This window comes from Microbacterium sp. P26 (assembly GCF_023712585.1).
Lineage (GTDB): Bacteria > Actinomycetota > Actinomycetes > Actinomycetales > Microbacteriaceae > Microbacterium > Microbacterium algihabitans_A.
Genome location: NZ_JAMAXZ010000002.1, coordinates 263,613 through 280,958, shown reverse-complemented (window position 1 = coordinate 280,958; position 17,346 = coordinate 263,613). Strand labels below are relative to the sequence as shown.

17 protein-coding genes and 1 pseudogene are annotated in these 17,346 nt (G+C 70.5%); 10 read left to right on the top strand and 8 right to left on the bottom strand.

All coding sequences use genetic code 11. The features are described 5' to 3' along the window. Positions 1 to 6: 6 nt before the first annotated feature. On the bottom strand, positions 7 to 1,149 hold the full coding sequence (gene purM, locus M3667_RS04970; RefSeq protein ID WP_251505785.1) for a phosphoribosylformylglycinamidine cyclo-ligase: 1,143 nt from the start codon (positions 1,147 to 1,149) through the stop codon (positions 7 to 9). Between the two features lie 93 nt (positions 1,150 to 1,242). Here purM and M3667_RS04965 point away from each other — a divergent pair, with 93 nt between their 5' ends. Further along, positions 1,243 to 1,854 carry a zinc-binding alcohol dehydrogenase gene (locus M3667_RS04965; protein WP_251505783.1) on the top strand — a complete coding sequence of 204 codons (612 nt, stop codon included), beginning with the start codon at positions 1,243 to 1,245 and terminating at the stop codon, positions 1,852 to 1,854. Positions 1,855 to 1,860: 6 nt separating this feature from the next. Here M3667_RS04965 and M3667_RS04960 read toward each other — a convergent pair whose 3' ends face one another. Together M3667_RS04960 and M3667_RS04955 are read right to left on the bottom strand one after the other, a co-directional pair. Then, complete coding sequence (locus M3667_RS04960) at positions 1,861 to 2,196, bottom strand: potassium transporter Trk (protein ID WP_144830260.1); 336 nt, start codon at positions 2,194 to 2,196, stop codon at positions 1,861 to 1,863. 79 nt (positions 2,197 to 2,275) lie between these two features. Next, positions 2,276 to 2,632: a sterol carrier family protein gene (locus M3667_RS04955; RefSeq protein WP_251505779.1), complete on the bottom strand. Its 357-nt coding sequence runs from the start codon at positions 2,630 to 2,632 to the stop codon at positions 2,276 to 2,278. Positions 2,633 to 2,919: 287 nt separating this feature from the next. On the opposite strand from M3667_RS04955, the gene purD reads away from it, so the two are divergent. After that, positions 2,920 to 4,191 carry a phosphoribosylamine--glycine ligase gene (gene purD / locus M3667_RS04950; protein ID WP_251505776.1) on the top strand — a complete coding sequence of 424 codons (1,272 nt, stop codon included), beginning with the start codon at positions 2,920 to 2,922 and terminating at the stop codon, positions 4,189 to 4,191. Between the two features lie 121 nt (positions 4,192 to 4,312). Here the strand turns inward: purD and M3667_RS04945 are convergent, their stop codons facing one another. Continuing rightward, positions 4,313 to 5,722: an ice-binding family protein gene (locus M3667_RS04945; RefSeq protein ID WP_251505773.1), complete on the bottom strand. Its 1,410-nt coding sequence runs from the start codon at positions 5,720 to 5,722 to the stop codon at positions 4,313 to 4,315. Positions 5,723 to 5,901: 179 nt separating this feature from the next. Between M3667_RS04945 and M3667_RS04940 the strand changes: the two genes are divergently transcribed. Genes M3667_RS04940 through M3667_RS04930 form a run of 3 tightly spaced genes read left to right on the top strand, consistent with a single transcriptional unit; the run spans position 5,902 to position 7,355 of the window. Further along, positions 5,902 to 6,243 (top strand): TfoX/Sxy family protein, encoded by a 342-nt coding sequence (locus M3667_RS04940; protein WP_251505770.1) that lies wholly within the window; start codon positions 5,902 to 5,904, stop codon positions 6,241 to 6,243. A 9-nt stretch (positions 6,244 to 6,252) separates the two neighbouring features. After that, positions 6,253 to 6,846: a class I SAM-dependent methyltransferase gene (locus M3667_RS04935; RefSeq protein WP_251505767.1), complete on the top strand. Its 594-nt coding sequence runs from the start codon at positions 6,253 to 6,255 to the stop codon at positions 6,844 to 6,846. A 2-nt stretch (positions 6,847 to 6,848) separates the two neighbouring features. Next, positions 6,849 to 7,355 carry a GNAT family N-acetyltransferase gene (locus tag M3667_RS04930; protein ID WP_251506509.1) on the top strand — a complete coding sequence of 169 codons (507 nt, stop codon included), beginning with the start codon at positions 6,849 to 6,851 and terminating at the stop codon, positions 7,353 to 7,355. 92 nt (positions 7,356 to 7,447) lie between these two features. Here M3667_RS04930 and M3667_RS04925 read toward each other — a convergent pair whose 3' ends face one another. From M3667_RS04925 to M3667_RS04915, 3 genes are all read right to left on the bottom strand, one after another. Further along, positions 7,448 to 9,010 carry an MFS transporter gene (locus tag M3667_RS04925; RefSeq protein ID WP_251505764.1) on the bottom strand — a complete coding sequence of 521 codons (1,563 nt, stop codon included), beginning with the start codon at positions 9,008 to 9,010 and terminating at the stop codon, positions 7,448 to 7,450. Beyond that, a complete protein-coding gene (locus M3667_RS04920) occupies positions 9,007 to 9,630 on the bottom strand; it encodes a helix-turn-helix transcriptional regulator (protein WP_251505761.1) in 624 nt (207 codons plus the stop codon). The genes M3667_RS04925 and M3667_RS04920 overlap by 4 nt, the downstream gene beginning before the upstream one ends. A 224-nt stretch (positions 9,631 to 9,854) precedes the next feature. Then, positions 9,855 to 11,621 (bottom strand): BCCT family transporter, encoded by a 1,767-nt coding sequence (locus tag M3667_RS04915; protein ID WP_251505758.1) that lies wholly within the window; start codon positions 11,619 to 11,621, stop codon positions 9,855 to 9,857. A 121-nt stretch (positions 11,622 to 11,742) separates the two neighbouring features. Here M3667_RS04915 and M3667_RS04910 point away from each other — a divergent pair, with 121 nt between their 5' ends. From M3667_RS04910 to M3667_RS04890, 5 genes and pseudogenes are all read left to right on the top strand, one after another. After that, positions 11,743 to 12,675, top strand: a complete 933-nt coding sequence (locus tag M3667_RS04910) for a phosphoribosylaminoimidazolesuccinocarboxamide synthase (RefSeq protein WP_251505755.1) — start codon at positions 11,743 to 11,745, stop codon at positions 12,673 to 12,675. Between the two features lie 119 nt (positions 12,676 to 12,794). Next, complete coding sequence (locus M3667_RS04905; protein ID WP_251505752.1) at positions 12,795 to 14,132, top strand: uracil-xanthine permease family protein; 1,338 nt, start codon at positions 12,795 to 12,797, stop codon at positions 14,130 to 14,132. A 275-nt stretch (positions 14,133 to 14,407) separates the two neighbouring features. Continuing rightward, complete coding sequence (locus tag M3667_RS04900) at positions 14,408 to 14,620, top strand: hypothetical protein (RefSeq protein ID WP_251505750.1); 213 nt, start codon at positions 14,408 to 14,410, stop codon at positions 14,618 to 14,620. 105 nt (positions 14,621 to 14,725) lie between these two features. Next, the gene (nhaA, locus tag M3667_RS04895; RefSeq protein WP_251505747.1) at positions 14,726 to 16,057 is read left to right on the top strand and encodes a Na+/H+ antiporter NhaA; all 1,332 of its coding nucleotides are present in this window, start codon (positions 14,726 to 14,728) and stop codon (positions 16,055 to 16,057) included. 156 nt (positions 16,058 to 16,213) lie between these two features. Next, positions 16,214 to 16,387 (top strand): annotated as a pseudogene (locus M3667_RS04890) (MerR family transcriptional regulator); the annotation flags it as partial. Between the two features lie 103 nt (positions 16,388 to 16,490). Here M3667_RS04890 and M3667_RS04885 read toward each other — a convergent pair. Further along, a complete protein-coding gene (locus tag M3667_RS04885) occupies positions 16,491 to 17,300 on the bottom strand; it encodes an aldo/keto reductase (RefSeq protein WP_251506506.1) in 810 nt (269 codons plus the stop codon). Positions 17,301 to 17,346 lie beyond the last annotated feature (46 nt).

Sequence of the window (17,346 nt, the reverse complement as noted above, 5' to 3'; positions counted from 1 at the left end):
GAGGTGTTAGCTGGCTCCGTTCGCCGGCGTGCCGGCATCCGCATACGTTCCGACCAGGCGCACGGCGCCTCCGTCGACGCCCTTGGCGCCCTGTTCGTACTCGCCCTCGGGGCGGGCGCCGTCGCGCACGACGCCGACCTGCCACGTGGCGATGCCCTCGGCCTGCAGCGCCGCGATCGCGGCGTCGGCCACCTCGGGGGCCACGACCGCGAGGAAGCCGATACCGAGATTCCAGGTGCCCTCGGTGGCCGTGAGGTCGAGGCCGCCCATGTCGGCGAGCACGCGGAACACCGGAGACGGGCTCCACGTCGAGCGATCGACGTCGACCCAGCTGTCCTGCGGGAGCACGCGCGCGAGGTTGGCGGCGATGCCGCCGCCCGTGACGTGGCTGAGGGAGTGGATGCCGGAACCCACCGCACCGTCGTCGAGCAGGCGCAGCAGCGGCGAGGTGTACAGGCGCGTGGGCTCGAGGAGCGCCTCGCCCCAGGTGTCCCCGAGCTCGGCCGAGGCCGAGCCGTATGCGATGCCCGCGCCGGTGATGATGTGGCGCACGAGCGAGTAGCCGTTGGAGTGCAGGCCGCTGGAGGCCAGCGCCAGCACGACGTCGCCGCTGCGCACGCGGTCGGCGCCGAGGATGCGGTCGGCCTCGACCACGCCGGTCGCGGCCCCCGCGACGTCGTAGTCGTCGATGCCCAGCAGGCCGGGGTGCTCGGCGGTCTCGCCGCCGACCAGTGCGGTGCCGGTCATCGCGCAGCCGCGCGCGATGCCCGCGACGATGTCGGCGATGCGCGGGGGCACGACCTTGCCGCACGCGATGTAGTCGGTCATGAACAGCGGACGGGCACCGACCACGACGATGTCGTCGACGACCATGCCGACGAGGTCTTCGCCGATCGTGTCGTGCTTGTCGATGGCCTGCGCGATCGCGACCTTGGTGCCGACGCCGTCGGTGCTGGTCGCGAGCAGGGGCCGCGCGTAGTCGCGGAGCGCGGAGGCGTCGAAGAGACCGGCGAATCCGCCGACCCCGCCGAGCACCTCGGGCCCGTGCGTGCGGCGCACGGCCGACTTCATCAGTTCGACGGCGAGATCTCCGGCGGCGGTATCGACGCCTGCGGCGGAGTATGGGTTTTCGTGGGGAGCGGAAGCCACCGCAACAGACTACCCGCGCTCGACACGCGCGGGTGTCCGCGCCCGCGCGCAAGGCCCGGTCGACGACGCGGTAGGGATCTCTACAATGACGCCATGACGGGCGGGCAGCCGGAGTGGGTGATCCGCGAAGACGCGGCGCAATCGGTGCTCGTCGCGCTCTATCTACGCCAGGTCATCGGCATCCGGGCCCCCGAGGAGCTCCCGGCGCTGCGCCGCGTGCCCACTCCCCTCACGGTGTCGAGGTCGGACGACGCGCAGGCCCGGCTCGAACGCGAGTGGCGGGGGTACTGGGCCATGACCGTCGAACCGCAGGCGCACCCCTCCCCCGTCCCCCTCGAGCTCATCGACGGCTTCGACACTCTCGTGACCCTCCCCGAGGGGCGAGCCGAGGCACTGCGGGCGGCGATCGACGACCACGCCGACGACGCCGTCGAGTTCGCGCGCCTGTCGCACGACCGCTACTCCCGCGAGGCGGCGGCACGACCGGGGGTGTCGTACCGCGCCTACGCGAGCGCGATCGCCGCGCACGAGCGGATCGTGGGGCGACGCGCGCACTCGTTCGAACTCAACGTGCAGGTGCTCCCGCTCGCCCAGCGGGGTGTGTGGTGGATCGGCTCGCTCACGGTCGCGGTGACCGACGGCCTGCGCGGCGACGTCGCCGCATTCGACACGGCGATCCACCCGATCATCGCCGAACTGGCGTGATGCGGGTCAGACCTCGTACTGCTCGTGGTCGACCATCACCTGGCGGGTGCGGCCGCCGAGCGTGCGCTCGAAGATGAGGGCGACGATCGCGGCGAGCACGACGCCGACGACGACGCAGATCAGCGCGGTGAAGCCGAAGACCTGCAGCTCGGAGTACACGACCTGCGTGTAGGGGCTGAGGTTGGAGCCGTCGATCGCGAACGTGAGGATGAGGGCGGCCAGGATGCCGAGGAAGGCACCCGCGGCCAGGAAGACGCCGTACTTCGGCGCGCGGCGGACGGTCACGGTCTCGATGTCGTCGCGGACGTACACCGGTCGTTCGGGGGCGGGCTGCTCGGCCATAGGCCCATTGTCCCACCGCCGGGCGCGCAGCGGGTCGTGGGTTCTGGAGGGCGGAGAGCCGCGGATGCCGCGACCCGGGCTACGGCCGCAGCGGCAGCAGCGCGCTGATGTCGGCGCGCACGCCCGAGGCGACGATGCGGCCGGCGGTCACGGCATCCGCCCAATGCTCTTGCCCCGTCGCGACGGCGATCCACGTCGCGGCATCGGTCTCGACCACGTTGGGCGGAGTTCCGCGCGTGTGCCGGGGGCCCTCGATCACCTGCACCGCGCCGAAGGGCGGCACGCGCATCTCGACCGAGTTGCCCGGGGCCTTCTCGACGAGCAGCTGCAGCAGGTAGCGCACGGCCGTGGCGGTCGCGGGGCGCAGGGCGTCTCCGGCGGCGACCGCGGCGAGCGCTGCGCGACCGTCTCCGGTCTCGATGCGGCGGGGAGGCATGGCATCCACGGTACCCGCAGGTCGGTGGCGGGGGCGCCGGGCGGCGTGGGGCGGCACAACGCAGGAGATCGGCGCGCGGACACCGCAGAACCGCCGCTCCGGCGCGCTCTGTCGCTGGATCTCCTGCGTCCTGTCCGGGGCGCCCTCCTCGGGGCCCACCGCGACACAACGCAGGAGAAGATTTGCACCCGCGGAGCCAGGCGGGCTCGATCGAGCGGCCGGACGGCCGCGCGTCCTGCATTGCGCCCGCGGCGGAGCCGCCACCCCGCGCTCGATAGGCTGACCGCGTGAGAATCCTGGTCCTCGGTTCGGGCGCGCGCGAGCACGCCATCATCCTCGCCCTGCGTTCGGAGGAGGCCTCGCACGCCATCTTCGCCGCCCCCGGCAACGCCGGGATCGCCCGCGAGGCTCACCTGGTCGACCTCGACCCGATGAACCCGACGGCCGTGCTCGAGTTCGCCAAGAGCGAGGCGATCGACCTCGTCGTGGTCGGCCCCGAGGCGCCTCTCGTCGCAGGCGTCGCCGACCCGCTGCGCGCGCACGGCATTCCCGTGTTCGGCCCGGGCAAGGCCGCCGCCCAGCTCGAGGGCTCGAAGACGTACGCGAAGCGGATCATGGATGCCGCGGGCGTGCCCACCGGAGGAGCCGTACGCGCGCACGACAGCGCCACCGTCGAAGCCGCCCTCGACCGGTTCGGCGCCCCCTACGTCGTCAAGGCAGACGGGCTGGCCGCGGGCAAGGGCGTCATCGTGACCTCCGACCGCGCCGCCGCCCTGGCCCACGCCGAGAGCTACCTGTCGAGCGGCGCCGTGCTGATCGAGGAGTTCCTCTCGGGCCCCGAGGTCTCGCTCTTCTTCCTCAGCGACGGCGACCACGTGGCCCCGCTCAGCCCCGCGCAGGACTTCAAGCGCCTCCGCGACGGCGACGAAGGGCCCAACACCGGTGGCATGGGCGCGTACTCTCCGCTGCCGTGGCTCGACGAGCGCTTCGGCGGCGAAGACGAGTTCGTCGCCCTCGTGACGCGCGAGATCGCCGAGCCCGTGATCCGGCAGATGGATGCCGAGGGCACGCCCTTCATCGGGCTCCTCTACGCCGGGCTCATCCTGACCGAGCAGGGCGTGAAGGTCATCGAGTTCAACGCCCGTTTCGGCGACCCCGAGACGCAGGTCGTGCTGCCGCGTCTGATCGACCCGCTGTCCCGCCTTCTGCTGGCGGCGGCTTCGGGCACGCTCGAGGACCAGCCGCGCCCCGCCTTCGCCGAAGCGACCGCCGTGACGGTCGTGCTGGCGAGCGAGGGGTACCCCGAGGCTCCGCTGACGGGCCGAGTGCTGACGGGACTCGACGCGGCCGAAGAGGTCGACGGGGTGCACGTCGCTCACGCGGCCACGGCCTTGCGCGACGGTGAGCTCGTTGCCACCGGGGGGCGAGTGCTGAGCGTGGTCGCGACCGGCACGACCTTCGCCGAGGCGCGTGAGGCGGCATACTCGGGGCTCGAGCGCATCGGCCTCGAGGGCGGGCAGTTCCGCACCGACATCGCCGCGCGGGTCGCCCAGGCCTGAGCGCCCCCGCCGGGGGACTCGCATCGCGGCCCCCGGGGCCACGGCCGCCCCTGAGGAGCGGTCGACCGCCGGCACGACGAAGACCCCCGACCGCAGGGGCCGGGGGTCTCGGTTCAGAGGCTCAGGAGCGACGCGCTCGGCGACGGACGATGAACACGGTGGTCAGGCCGGCCACGAGAAGACCGACAGCGAGCACCAGCGCGACGGTGGCATCGGTACCGGTCACGGCGAGTCCGCTCGGGCTGCTCGGGGTGTTCGGCTGCGACCAGGTGGGAGGCACCGACGGCGATGCCGAGGGGCTCACGCCGGGCTGAGACGGTGACGGCGAGGGGCTCGCACCAGGGCTCGACGGTGACGGAGACGGGCTCGCACCAGGGCTCGACGGTGACGGAGACGGGCTCGCACCCGGGCTGGACGGCGACGGTGAGGGGCTCGCACCCGGGTTGGACGGGGACGGGGACGGACCAGCACCAGGGTTAGACGGCGACGGGCTCGCACCCGGGCTGGACGGCGACGGCGACGGACCAGCACCCGGGTTAGACGGCGAAGGCGACGGGCCAGCACCCGGGTTAGAAGGCGACGGGCCAGCACCCGGGCTGGACGGCGACGGCGACGGACCAGCACCCGGGTTAGACGGCGAAGGCGACGGGCCAGCACCCGGGTTAGAAGGCGACGGGCTCGCACCCGGGCTCGACGGCGACGGCGAAGGGCTCGCACCCGGGCTCGACGGCGACGGCGACGGGCTCGCGCCCGGCTCGGACGGCGACGGGCTCGGCCCGGACGGCGTTCCGGGCGGAGGGCAGTCTTCGGCTGCGGAGATCGTGTTGGTGTCGAGCGTCACAGCCCCGTTCAGCGCGATGACTCGCCCCTCGACCTGAGCCGCGGTGGTCACGGTGACCGACTGGTCGGCGACGACGGTGCCCTGGAAATCGGCCGCGGTTCCGAGGGTGGCCGAGCTGCCCACCTGCCAGAACACGTTGCACGCCGTCGCTCCGCCGGTGATGGCGATGCGGCTCGACGATCCGATGATCAGAGTGGATTCGGCTTGGAAGACCCAGACCGAGTCCTCGCCACCCGTGAGTGTCAGGGTGCCGGTGTCGGCCAGCGAGAGCGCCCCGCCCGAGTAGACGCCCGGAGACAGCGACAGGGTGTCGAGCTCGGCGAGCCCGGTGCGGGTCGGTGTGAGCGACGCCGCGGTGCCGTATGCCGTCAGCGCGTCGCGCTGCGCTTGCACAGCGACGGCGTCGGTCTGGTGCACCGTTCCGTTGACGACGCCGTTGGGCAGACCACCGAAGCCGGTGATCGATGTGCCGGGAGCGATGCCGAGGTCGCCGTTGACGACCGTGGGACCGGTGTTGGTGACCGCGCTGGCGCCCAAGACGCCGTAGTCGATCGCCGTGCCGAGGTCGATGGGCCCGTCGGCGACGGTGGCGGCGGAGGCCTGGGAGATCAACCCGGCCCCCAGGAGTGCAGCGAGGCCGACGCCGGTGACGGCCAGGGTGAGAGGGCGGATGTTGCGGGACGTGGCCATAGTGGCCCCTGTCTGATGACGAAGAGGCATAAGCGAACGTCGACGACGCATGATCTCCGGTTCTCGAAGTATGTTGCACTCAGCTGGTTCATAGGGTTTTTCGGATCTATTGGCGACCAATTGCCAGGTTCATCGACGCTGCGTGCATCGTCGGCACGTGCGCCGCTAACGTGTCGCGCATGGTCGAAAGGGAAGCAATGGAGCGCGGCCGTGCGATCTTCGACCCGATCGCCGAGCGCGAATGCGCGCTGCCCGGCGTCGACATCGGGCGGATGTTCGGCACCGAAGGACTCCGCATCCGCACGAAGGTCTACGCCTTCGTCGTGCACAAGGGCTCCCTGGTGGTGAAGCTGTCCGAGGAGCGCGTCGGCGACCTCACCGCCGCGGGCGACGCCCGGCCGATGGTCATGCGGAACCGGCCGATGCGCGAATGGGCCGAGGTGCCGATCGAGGCCGGATCCGACCGATGGACCGCGCTGATCGCCGAGGCCCGCGGCTTCGTCGACGAGATCACGCCGTAGCCTCGAGCGATGAGTTCGACCGCGTACGAGGCTCGGGCCGACGAGTACATCGCCGCCCTGGGAACGATGGACATCGTGCACCCCGTCGACCGCCGCATCGTCGACACATGGGCCGGGGCGGTGGAGGGACCGGTTCTCGACGCCGGCTGCGGTCCGGGACACTGGACCGCGCACCTCGCCGGACGCGGCCTCGACGTACGGGGCGTCGACCTCGCGCCGCGGTTCGTCGCGCACGCACGGGCGGCGCATCCCGGCATCCGGTTCGATCTGGGCAGCATCGACGCCCTCGAGATTCCGGATGCCACCCTGGCCGGCGTCGTGTCGTGGTTCTCGACCATCCACCACGCGCCGGCCGACATCGGCACCCCGCTGCGCGAGTTCGCGCGGGTGCTGCGGCCGGGCGGCACGCTGTTGCTCGGCTTCTTCGTCGGCGCGACTCTCGAGCCGTTCGCTCACGCCGTCGCCCCCGCGTGGCGCTGGCCGGTCGAGGCTCTCGCCGACCGCCTCGACGCCGCCGGTTTCGACGTGACCGAGACGCACACGCGCTCGACCCGCGGCGAGCGCCCCGTCGGCGCGATCGCCTGCGAGCGGCGGGCCGCGTGAGCATGCCCGTGTCGTTTCGTCTCGCGCGTGCCACTGTGTTCGACGCCCCTGCCGTCGCTGCGTTCCAAACGATGGTGTGGGGCCAGACGTACAGCGGCGTGATCGCGGAACCACTGCTCGCGGCGACCTCGATCGACCGCACGTCTCGGTGGACGGATCGAATTTCGACCGGCGAGCGCGAAGTGACTATCGCGCGGATCCGCGGCCGGACGGTGGGAGTAGCCAGTACATCGCGGGGGGCTCCCCCGCTCAACGGGCTCCCTCCGACAGAGCTGTGCACGTTCTACCTGCACTCCGAGGTCCACGGAACAGGACTTGCGGCTCACCTCCTGCACGAGGCGATCGGCGTGGAGGACGCGCATCTACTGGTTTTTGAGGTGAACGAGCGCGCCCGGCGCTTCTATGAGCGCCACGGCTTTGCCGCGTTTGGCGAACCTCAGTTCGATGAAGGTACGGGCCTGATGGAGCGGCGCATGATGCGTTCGCGCCGCCGCCCGGGCGAGTCCTGACCAGTCCGTGTTCGGCGGGAGTTCGCGCGAACCGGGAAAGCAGAAACGCCGCCGCCCCCGCACCCGGGGACGACGGCGTCGCTGTGGAGCGGTTACTCCCCCGCGGCCGCCGGCGCGGCCTGGGCCGCCTGCTGCGCGGGTGCCGCATCGCGCGGGGCGCCGTGCGGACGGATCACCGAGGGGCGCTTCATGAAGAGCACCGCGACGAGACCGACGGCGATGACGCAGATCGGCAGGATCAGCGACTGGCCCATGGCGGTCGAGAAGCCCGCGACCACCTGCGGCGGCAGCGCACCCGAGCCGAAGCTCGCCGACGCGTCGGCGGCACCGGGCAGGTTCGCTTCGAGGCGCGCCTGCATGAACGCGGCGATGGATGCCGAGCCGATCACCGATCCGACGGTGCGGGTGGTGTTGTAGATGCCGGCGCCCGCGCCCGCCTGACGCGGCGGCAGGTTGCGCGTCGCGGTGGTGGCGAGCGGGCCCCACATGCCGGCGTTGCCGACGCCCATGAGGGCCGAGGGGATGAGGAACGCCCAGATCGGCGCGTCATTGAGGATCAGCGCGAGGTAGAGGCCGAGCGATCCGCCCACCAGCAACAGGCCGGGCACGAGCAGGAAGCGCGGGTCGGTGCGGTCGAGGAGCTTGCCCGCGAAGGGTGCCAGCACCCCCGAGAGGATCGCGAGCGGGATGAGCAGCAGCGCCGACTCGGTGGGGGTGAGGCCCCGCGCGAGCTGCAGGTAGAACATCTGCGGCAGGGCCATGCTCGTGACGGTGAAGCCGACCGTTGCGATCGCGAGGTTGGCGACCGAGAAGTTGCGCTCGCGGAACAGGTCGAGGGGCACGAGGGGCTCGCCCTTGCTGCGCGCCTGCGTCCAGATGAACACGCCCATCACGACGACGCCGGCGGCGACCATGACCCAGATCCACGTCGCCCAGGAGTAGTGCTCGCCCTCCTGCAGACCGAAGACGATGAGGAAGAGGCCGACGGCGCTCAGGATCACCCCGAGGATGTCGAACTTGTGGGCGGTCTTCGGCAGCTGCGGCACGAGGATCACCGCCGCGACGAAGCCGATGATGCCGACGGGGATGTTGATGAAGAAAATCCACTCCCACCCGAGGCCGTCGACGAGCAGGCCGCCCGCGAGCGGGCCGACGAGGGTCGCGACACCGGCGGTGGCACCCCACAGGCCCATCGCCGCACCACGGTTCTGCGGCGGGAAGGTGCGGGTGATGACGGCCATGGTCTGCGGCGTCATGAGCGCGGCGCCGAGGCCCTGCACGGCGCGGGCGACGATGAGCATCTCGAGCGAGGGCGCGAGACCGCACGCGAGGGAGGCGATCGTGAAGATCGCGAGGCCGACCAGGTAGATGTTCTTCGGGCCGAACCGGTCGCCGAGGCGTCCGGTGATCAGCAGGGGGACCGCGTAGGTGAGCAGGTAGGCGCTGGTGACCCACACGACGTTGTCGAGGTTGTTCGTGTTGGGGTCGAGCGCCGCCTTGATGGCGGGGTTCGCCACCGAGACGATCGTGGTGTCGACCAGGATCATGAAGAACCCGATGACCAGGGCCCAGAGGGCCGGCCAGGGGCTGCGTTCGGTGGTCTTGTGCGACCCGGTGCGGGTGGAGGCCGCGGAGGCGGCGCGGGAGTCGGTCATGGGGTGGTCTCCTTTGAGACGCGATGCTTCTTCTTGATGTGTTCGGGGATTTCGGCGATGCCCCAGGCGAGGGAGCGATCGGCGAGGCGCGCACGCAGGGAGTCCTGCCACGCGAGTTCGGCGTCGAGCAGAGCGGACTGCCGCTGCAGCTCGACGAGGAATTGTTCGGGGGTCTCGCGCGCGACCGACTCGGCCAGCCCGGCGCGGTGCTCGTCGAGCGAGGCGAGGAGCAGGGCGCGGCGGGCGTCCAGCAGGTCGATCACCTCGGCGCGGTCGAGATTGTGGGCCTCCGATAGCGCGACGCGGAAGTCGCTCGCCCGGTCGATCTGGGGCAGCTCGGCGCGCACCCATTCTTCGACGGCCCGATGGCCGGCATCCCGAATCGTGTAGGTGGTGCGCTCGGGACGATTGCCGTCACGGTCGACGCCGACTTCGGCCAGCAGGCCGTCTCTCTCGAGACGCGCGACCGTGTGGTAGATCGTGCCCTTCTGCAGGGGCACGAGGCGGTCGTCCCGACGCTCCTTGAGCAGCCGGACCAGCTCGTAGGTGTGCATGTCACCTTCGCGCAGAGTAGCCAGGATCATCACGGCGACCGGGGTGAGGCGACTGGGCTCCGGCACCCGTCCTCCTCATGGTCCGTGTCGACTAGTCCACGTGGACTATACGCCCTCTCGGCGCCCGAGGCGAATTCGTGCGGGTGAACATCGCGTATCGAAACGCCGCCATCGCCGCGCTCAGTCAACGCCCGGGTGGTCGTCGGGATGGAGGGCTTGCGCCCGACGCAGAACACGCCGCGCCCGGTGCGGACGCGGCGTGTTCGGGAAGGGGTTCCGGATGCCAGGACTCAGGCCGACGGCGAGTCGCTCGAGACCGCCTCGGGAGCCTTGTCCGCCTCTGCTCGGGCCTCTTCGCGTGCCTCGGCCTGCGCCGCGACCGAACGACGGTGGCGCCACCGGGCGGGGATGCCGAAGATCCCGCGCTGGTTGGGCTCTTCGACCTCAAGGCCGTAGTGCTCGCCGATCGAGTCGCGCAGCTGTGCCCGTTCGGCCTTGTCGTAGGCCTTCATCTCGCGCCGGAACGCCACGACCGTGGCCCAGCAGATGGCCAGCAGCACGATGCTGAAGGGCAGGGCGATGCTGATCGCCGCGGTCTGCAGGGCGTTCAAGCCGCCCGCGATGAGCAGGGCGAACGCGATGACCGCGGTGGCGAGGGCGAAGAAGACGCGCACCCACTTCTTCGGCGTCTCCTCGCCGCCCGTGGCGATCATGCTCATCACGAGGGCACCCGAGTCGGCGGAGGTCACGAAGAACACCGCGATGAGGATGAGGAAGCCGACGATGAGCACCCCGGATGCCGGGACGTTCTCGAGCATCTGGAACAGCGCCGTCGACACGTCGACCGACCCGTCGGGACCGGTGTACGACGCCGTGCCCGTGAGCTCGCCGTAGATCGCGGTGCCACCGAGCACGGTGAACCACAGGATGCCGACGAGCGTCGGGACGAGGATCACGCCGACCACGAACTCGCGCACGGTGCGACCGCGCGAGATGCGCGCGATGAAGATGCCGACGAAGGGCGCCCACGAGATCCACCAGCCCCAGTAGAACGCCGTCCAGGCACCCTGCCAGGCGACGCCGTCATCGCCCGCGTAGGCGCTGACGGTGAACGACAGCCCCACGAAGCTCTGGATGTAGTTGCCGATCGACTGCACCACGTCGCGCAGCAGGAACTCCGTCGGGCCGACGAACAGCAGGAACAGCATGAGGAGCCCGGCGAGCACGAGGTTGATGTTCGACAGCCACTTCATGCCCTTGCCCACGCCCGACAGGAGCGAGAAGAGTACGAACCCGGTGATGATGCCGATGATGATCGCCTGGCTGATGATGCTGGGCGGGACGACGCCGAGGAAGTCGAGTCCGGCGCTGATCTGGATGACGCCCAGACCGAGCGAGGTCGCGACGCCGAAGAGCGTGCCGACGAGGGCGGCGACGTCGATCGCGTTGCCCCATCCGCCCTGCACCAGACGCGCTCCGAGGATCGGCTCGAGGGCCCAGCGGATCGTGCGCGGACGACGACGGCGGTGGAAGGCGTAGGCGAGCGCGAGACCGAGCACGACGTAGATCGACCACGCGTGCACACCCCAGTGCAGGAACGTCTGCGACATCGCCTGCTGCGCGATCTCGGCGGGGGTGCCCTCGACACCGGGACGAGGGGAGACGAAGTGGCTCAGCGGCTCGCTCACGCCGTAGAAGACGAGGCCGATGCCCATGCCCGCGGCGAAGAGCAGCGCGAACCACGACATCGTCGAGAACTCGGGTTCGTCGTCGTCTTGCCCGAGCTTGATGTTGCCGAAGCGGCTGAAACCCATCGCGAGGGCGAAGACGACGAAGAACGCCGCGATCAGCACGTAGTACCAGTTGAAGGTCGAGACGATGAAGGTCTGCACCGTGGCGAACGTGGCCTCGGCCGCGGTGGGGAAGAACAGCGCGAAGGCGATGAAGGCGAGCGCGATGCCCGCGGCGGGCCAGAAGACCCAGCCGCGAATCGTTCTGTGGCTGCTGCCCGCGTGGGGGTCGATGGCGACCGCGGGTCCGGGGGTGTCATCGGTCATTCCCCCGAGGGTAGCCAAGGGGTCCGCGGCGCCCGGGGGGCAGGCGTCGCCGAACGCGTTGTGACAGAATCAGCCTTCCGCGCCGTCGTGGGCGGCGGGTCGCACCCGCGATAATGAGCGGGTGACCACCGCTCCCCCGCTCGAGATCCCCGGCTGGCGCCATGTCTATTCCGGCAAGGTGCGCGACCTCTACGTCCCCGCCGACACCGCCGCGAACGCCACCCCCGCGCACCTCCTCGTCGTGGCGAGCGACCGCGTGAGCGCGTTCGACCAGGTGCTCTCCCCCGGCATCCCGGGCAAGGGCGAACTGCTGACCACGCTGAGCCTGTGGTGGTTCGACCAGCTCGCCGGAGCCGACGGCGGTCGCGCGATCCCGAACCATCTGGCAGCCGACCACGCTCTGCGGGGCGACGATGCGGTCGAGGTGATCCCGGATGCCGTGCGGGGGCGCGCGATGCTCGTCCGTTCCCTCGACATGCAGCCGATCGAGTGCGTCGTGCGCGGCTACCTCACCGGCTCGGGCTGGGCCGAGTATCAGGCGGAGGGCACGGTGTGCGGCATCCGTCTGCCCGAAGGCCTGAACGACGGCGACCGGCTGCCCGAACCTCTCTACACGCCCGCCTTCAAGGCGCCGATGGGCGAGCACGACGAGAACATCACCTTCGAGCGCTCGGTCGAGCTCGTCGGCGCCGAGACCGCTGCGGCCCTGCGCGACCTCTCCCTCGAGATCTACCGTCGTGCCGCCGCGACCGCCGAGGCGCACGGCCTGATCCTCGCCGACACCAAGTTCGAGTTCGGCTTCGACGATGCGGGCGTGCTGACCCTCGCCGACGAGGTGCTCACCTCCGACTCGTCGCGGTACTGGGACGCCGAGGCGTGGCGCACCGGATCCACCCCCGCCGAGCGCATGGCGAGCTTCGACAAGCAGATCGTGCGCAACTGGCTGGCCCAGAACTGGGACAAGCAGGGCGAGCCGCCTGCCCTTCCCGACGAGATCGTCGAGCGCACGCGCGAGCGCTACGCGACGCTGCTCGGCCTGCTCACCGGCGCCTGACCCACCTCCGCGGAGGCTTCGACAGGCTCAGCCACCGCTCATCGACCGGCCCCCGAGCCGCCACCCCGGTCCCTGAGCCTGTCGAAGGGACGCACCGACCACATCCCCCAAGGAGACACATGTTCCGCTGGAAGCTGCACGGCAACGGCCGCACGGTCGAGCCCGGGGCCGTCGTCGCTCCCGGCGAGCGCCTGAACTGGGGCGCAACGATCGCGATCGGCCTCCAGCACGTCATCGCGATGTTCGGCGCGACCTTCCTCGTGCCGGTGCTGACGAAGTTCCCGGTCTCGACCACGCTGCTGTTCTCCGGCATCGGCACGCTGCTGTTCCTGCTCGTCACCAAGAACCGCCTCCCCAGCTATCTGGGCTCATCGTTCGCGTTCATCGCGCCGATCACCGCCGCCACGACCATGGCCGGCACAGGCTCGGCGCTCGCGGGCATCGTCGCCGTGGGTGTGCTTCTCGCCGTCATCGGCGTCATCGTGCAGTTCGCGGGCCTCGGCTGGGTCGACAAGGTCATGCCGCCGGTGGTCGCGGGCGCGATCGTCGCCCTGATCGGCTTCAACCTCGCCCCGGTCGCGTGGTCGAACTTCCAGCTGCAGCCCCTGCCGGGCACGATCACTCTGGTCGCGGTGATCCTGTTCAGCGTGCTGTTCCGCGGCTTCCTCGGGCGCATCTCGATCTTCCTCGGCGTGATCGTGGGCTACGTCGCGACCGTGATCATCCAGGCCGTCTCGGGTGAGACGCTCATCGACTTCGACGCCGTCGCCCAGGCGCCCTGGGTGGGTCTGCCCACGTTCGAGATCGCCGACTTCACCACGCCCGCGACCTGGTCGGTCATCGCGATGTTCCTCCCCGTCGTGCTGGTGCTCGTGGCCGAGAACGTCGGTCACGTGCGGGGTGTGGCGGCGATGACGGATGCCACGGCCAACCGCTCCACCGGTCGCGCCCTCATCGCCGACGGTGTCGCCACGACCCTCGCGGGAACCTTCGGCGGCTCGGGAACCACGACCTACGGCGAGAACATCGGCGTCATGGCCGCGACCCGCGTGTACTCAACCGCGGTGTACTGGGTCGCCGGTCTCACCGCGATCGTGCTGAGCCTCTCCCCCAAGGTCGGTGCGGTGTTCAACACCATCCCGCCGGGTGTGCTCGGTGGCGTGACGACCGCGCTGTACGGCCTGATCGGCATCATCGGCATCAAGATCTGGGTCGACAACCGCGTCGACTTCTCGCGCCCGGTCAACCAGTACACCGGTGCCGTCGCTCTGGTGCTGGCGATCGCCGGATTCACGATGAAGTGGGGCGACTTCCAGCTCGGCGCCATCGTGCTCGGCTCGGTCGCGGCGCTGCTCATCTACCACCTCGGCAACGCGATCGCCCGCGCCCGCAAGACCGGCGCCGATGACGGCGGTCCGATCCCCGCGGTGGGCCCGCTGGGCGGCGACCCGAGCTGAGTCGCCGGGGTCTCGGCATCCGGTGCCGAGGTCACCCGATCCGCACGAGCGCACCTGTTCCGAAGCTGCCGGAGCATGTGCGCTCGTGCGCTTCGAGTGTTCTCGAGGGGATGCCGCGTGGCGGCGAATGCGGTCCTGGGGACTCGCGCCGACGCGCGGTGAGCACACGGTTCATCGCCCCGCAAGAGGGGATGCGGTCGAACGCTCGCTCGGTAACGTCGCCCACCCGGCGAGGCTCGACCACCGCCTCGTCATCGTCGACGAAAGGCACGATCATGGCATCCGGAACCACCGACCCCTCGCAGGCCGCCGCCGACGAGAACGCGTACGAAGGCGCAGACGTCGAGGTCTCACCCGACGGGCACGACTCGGAGGGCGAGCAGAAGCCGGGCGGGCTCGGCGCCGACGGCACCATTCCGAACAACCCCGACGGTGTCGCTGCGGGCCACTCCGACACCGCGTCGCACTTCAACGCCGAAGAGGACTGACCACGAGCGACCGGCCGGTACCGCTCACCGTGGCACGGTAAACTGGACTCTGGTGCGTCGGGAAGTCTGGTCGACATTTCGTCGATCGACCCCTCAGGAGGCCTCATGAGCCACGAAACCACCCGCGCGCCGAGCTGGCCGGGCTACCGCGAAGTCCACCGCGTCACGACCCTCCTGCGCCGCGAATCCGTCGGTGGCATGCTGCTGGTCGTCGCTGCTATCGTCGCGATCGTCTGGGCGAACTCCCCCGCGTCCGACGCCTACTTCGCGCTGCGCGACTTCCGCATCGGCTACGAGCCGTGGCACCTCGACCTGAGCCTGGGAACGTGGGCGGCCGACGGTCTGCTCGCGGTGTTCTTCTTCATGGTGGGCCTCGAGCTGAAGCGCGAGATCGTCAGCGGCAGCCTGCGCCGCTTCGGCACCGCGATCGTCCCGGTCACGGCGGCGTTCGCGGGCGTCGCCGTTCCGGCTCTCCTCTACGTCGCGATCGTGCACACGCAGCCGAGCCTTCTCGCAGGATGGGCGATCCCCACGGCGACCGACATCGCGTTCGCCGTCGCTGTGCTCGCCCTCGTCGGCTCGCACCTGCCCGGTCCCCTCCGCATCTTCCTCCTCACCCTCGCGGTCGTCGACGACCTCATCGCCATCGCGATCATCGCGATCTTCTACACCAGCGACATCTCGCTGCTGCCCCTGGCCGTGTTCGCGGTGCTCGTGGTGATCTACGGCGTCATCGCCCACCGGGCGCGGGCGTGGTTCTCGCGCAACGCGTGGGGCGCATGGGTCGTGCTGCTGCCGATCGGCTTCGCCGCGTGGGCGTTCCTGCACGCCTCGGGCGTCCACGCCACGATCGCCGGTGTGGCCCTCGCCTTCACCATTCCCGTCGCTGCCTCGCGGCGTCAGCCCGAACACCACGGCATGGACCTCGCCGAGCAGTTCGAGCATCGTTTCCGCCCGCTCTCCAGCGGCATCGCGGTGCCGATCTTCGCGTTCTTCGCCGCGGGTGTCGCGGTCGGAGGGGGCGGGGGCATCGTGCGTGCACTCACCGACCCCGTGACCATCGGCGTGGTCGCCGGTCTCGTGTTCGGAAAGCCGATCGGCATCCTGCTCGGCGTGCGGCTGCTCACCCTCGTGACGAAGGTGCGCCTCGACCCGGCGCTGAAGTGGATCGACCTCGCCGGGGTCGGACTGCTCGCCGGCATCGGGTTCACCGTGTCGCTGCTGATCGCCGAGCTGAGCTTCCCCGAAGGCTCTCCGCACACCGACGACGCGAAGATCGCGATCATGGCGGCCTCGCTCCTGGCATCCGTCCTCGCCTCCGCCGTGCTGCTGGTGCGCAACCGCCGCTACAAGCAGCTCGAGCAGGACGAAGAGGTGGATGCCGATCGCGACGACATCCCCGACGTGTACCAGCGGCCGCTGCCCGACGCCCGCTGAGCGGCGTCCCCGCGACGTCACGAGAACGGGCTTCGCGACGGGGACAGGACGATTTCCGCCGGAACGGCCTGTTCTCGTGACATCTCCTGTTCTCGTGACGGGCGGCTTGACCCTCACGCGACGTGAGGGCGCAGCCTTGTCGGCATGATGAACGACATGACACGAGAGGGGCTGCCGGTCGGCGAGACCGCCGCGCAGCTCGGGCTGACGGTGCGGACCCTGCACCACTGGGATGAGATCGGGCTGGCCCGTCCGGCCGCGCGTTCGGCCGCCGGCTATCGGTTGTACACGGATGCCGACCTCGAGCGCCTGCGCCGCATCGTGGTGTACCCCGACACCCCCGCGTGGGCGTGATCGTCGTCGGCGGAGCCGATCAGATGGAGGCCCATCGCCGACGTGTAACGCCAGCCGCTGCGGTGAGGTGGAGGTCCCGCTATCCGACGGAGAGGGTGAGCTGAGCCAACTCCCTCTCGGAGAGGACGACGTCGGCCGCGTCGATGCAGTCATCGAGGGTCGCCGTCCGGCCAGCGCCGATGATCGGGATGATCCCCGGCGAGACCGCCCACTCCCAGGCCAGCGCGATCTGCTCCGTCGAGACACCCCTGGCCGCCGCGATCAGCTCGAAGTCGCGGGGTATGGTCGCCGTCCTCCGGCGTCCCCCGCCAAGCGGCGAGTACGCCAGGTAGGCGACCCCCTCTTGCGCGAGAGAGGCCGCGAACCTCAGATCTGCCGCCGCCAGCGGGGAGAACTCGTTCTCGACCGCGTCGACTCTGGCGACCGCAGATGCTCTCGCATAGAGCAGCGGCGTGACGTTCGAGACCCCCACGTACCGCACTCTGCCCTCGGCGCGCAGTTCGTCCAGAGCTCCGACGCTCTCCTCGATGGGAACCGCAGGATCCGGATGGTGAAGGAAGTAGAGATCGAGTCTCTCGACACCCAGCGCGGCGGCGCTCGCCGCGCAGTCACGACGCAGAGCGGCAGGCGACCCATCGACCGGGAAGTCCGCCCCCCGTCGGTAGTGACCGCCCTTCGTCGCGACCATGACGTCATCACGCGCCGAGCCGAGGCCGCGCAGGGCGCGCGCGATGAGCTCCTCATTGTGGGCCGAACGATCCGAGGTCGTGTAGGCCCGAGCGGTGTCGATCAGCGAGATCCCCTGCGCGACGGCGTGCCGGATGAGGCGCACGCTCTGCTCGTCGTCGCGGGCGGAGGAGAGCGACCACCTCGCTCCCCCCAGCCCCATCGACGAGACGCCGCGCTCTCGAATGGCCCTCTGCCCGATCACGATG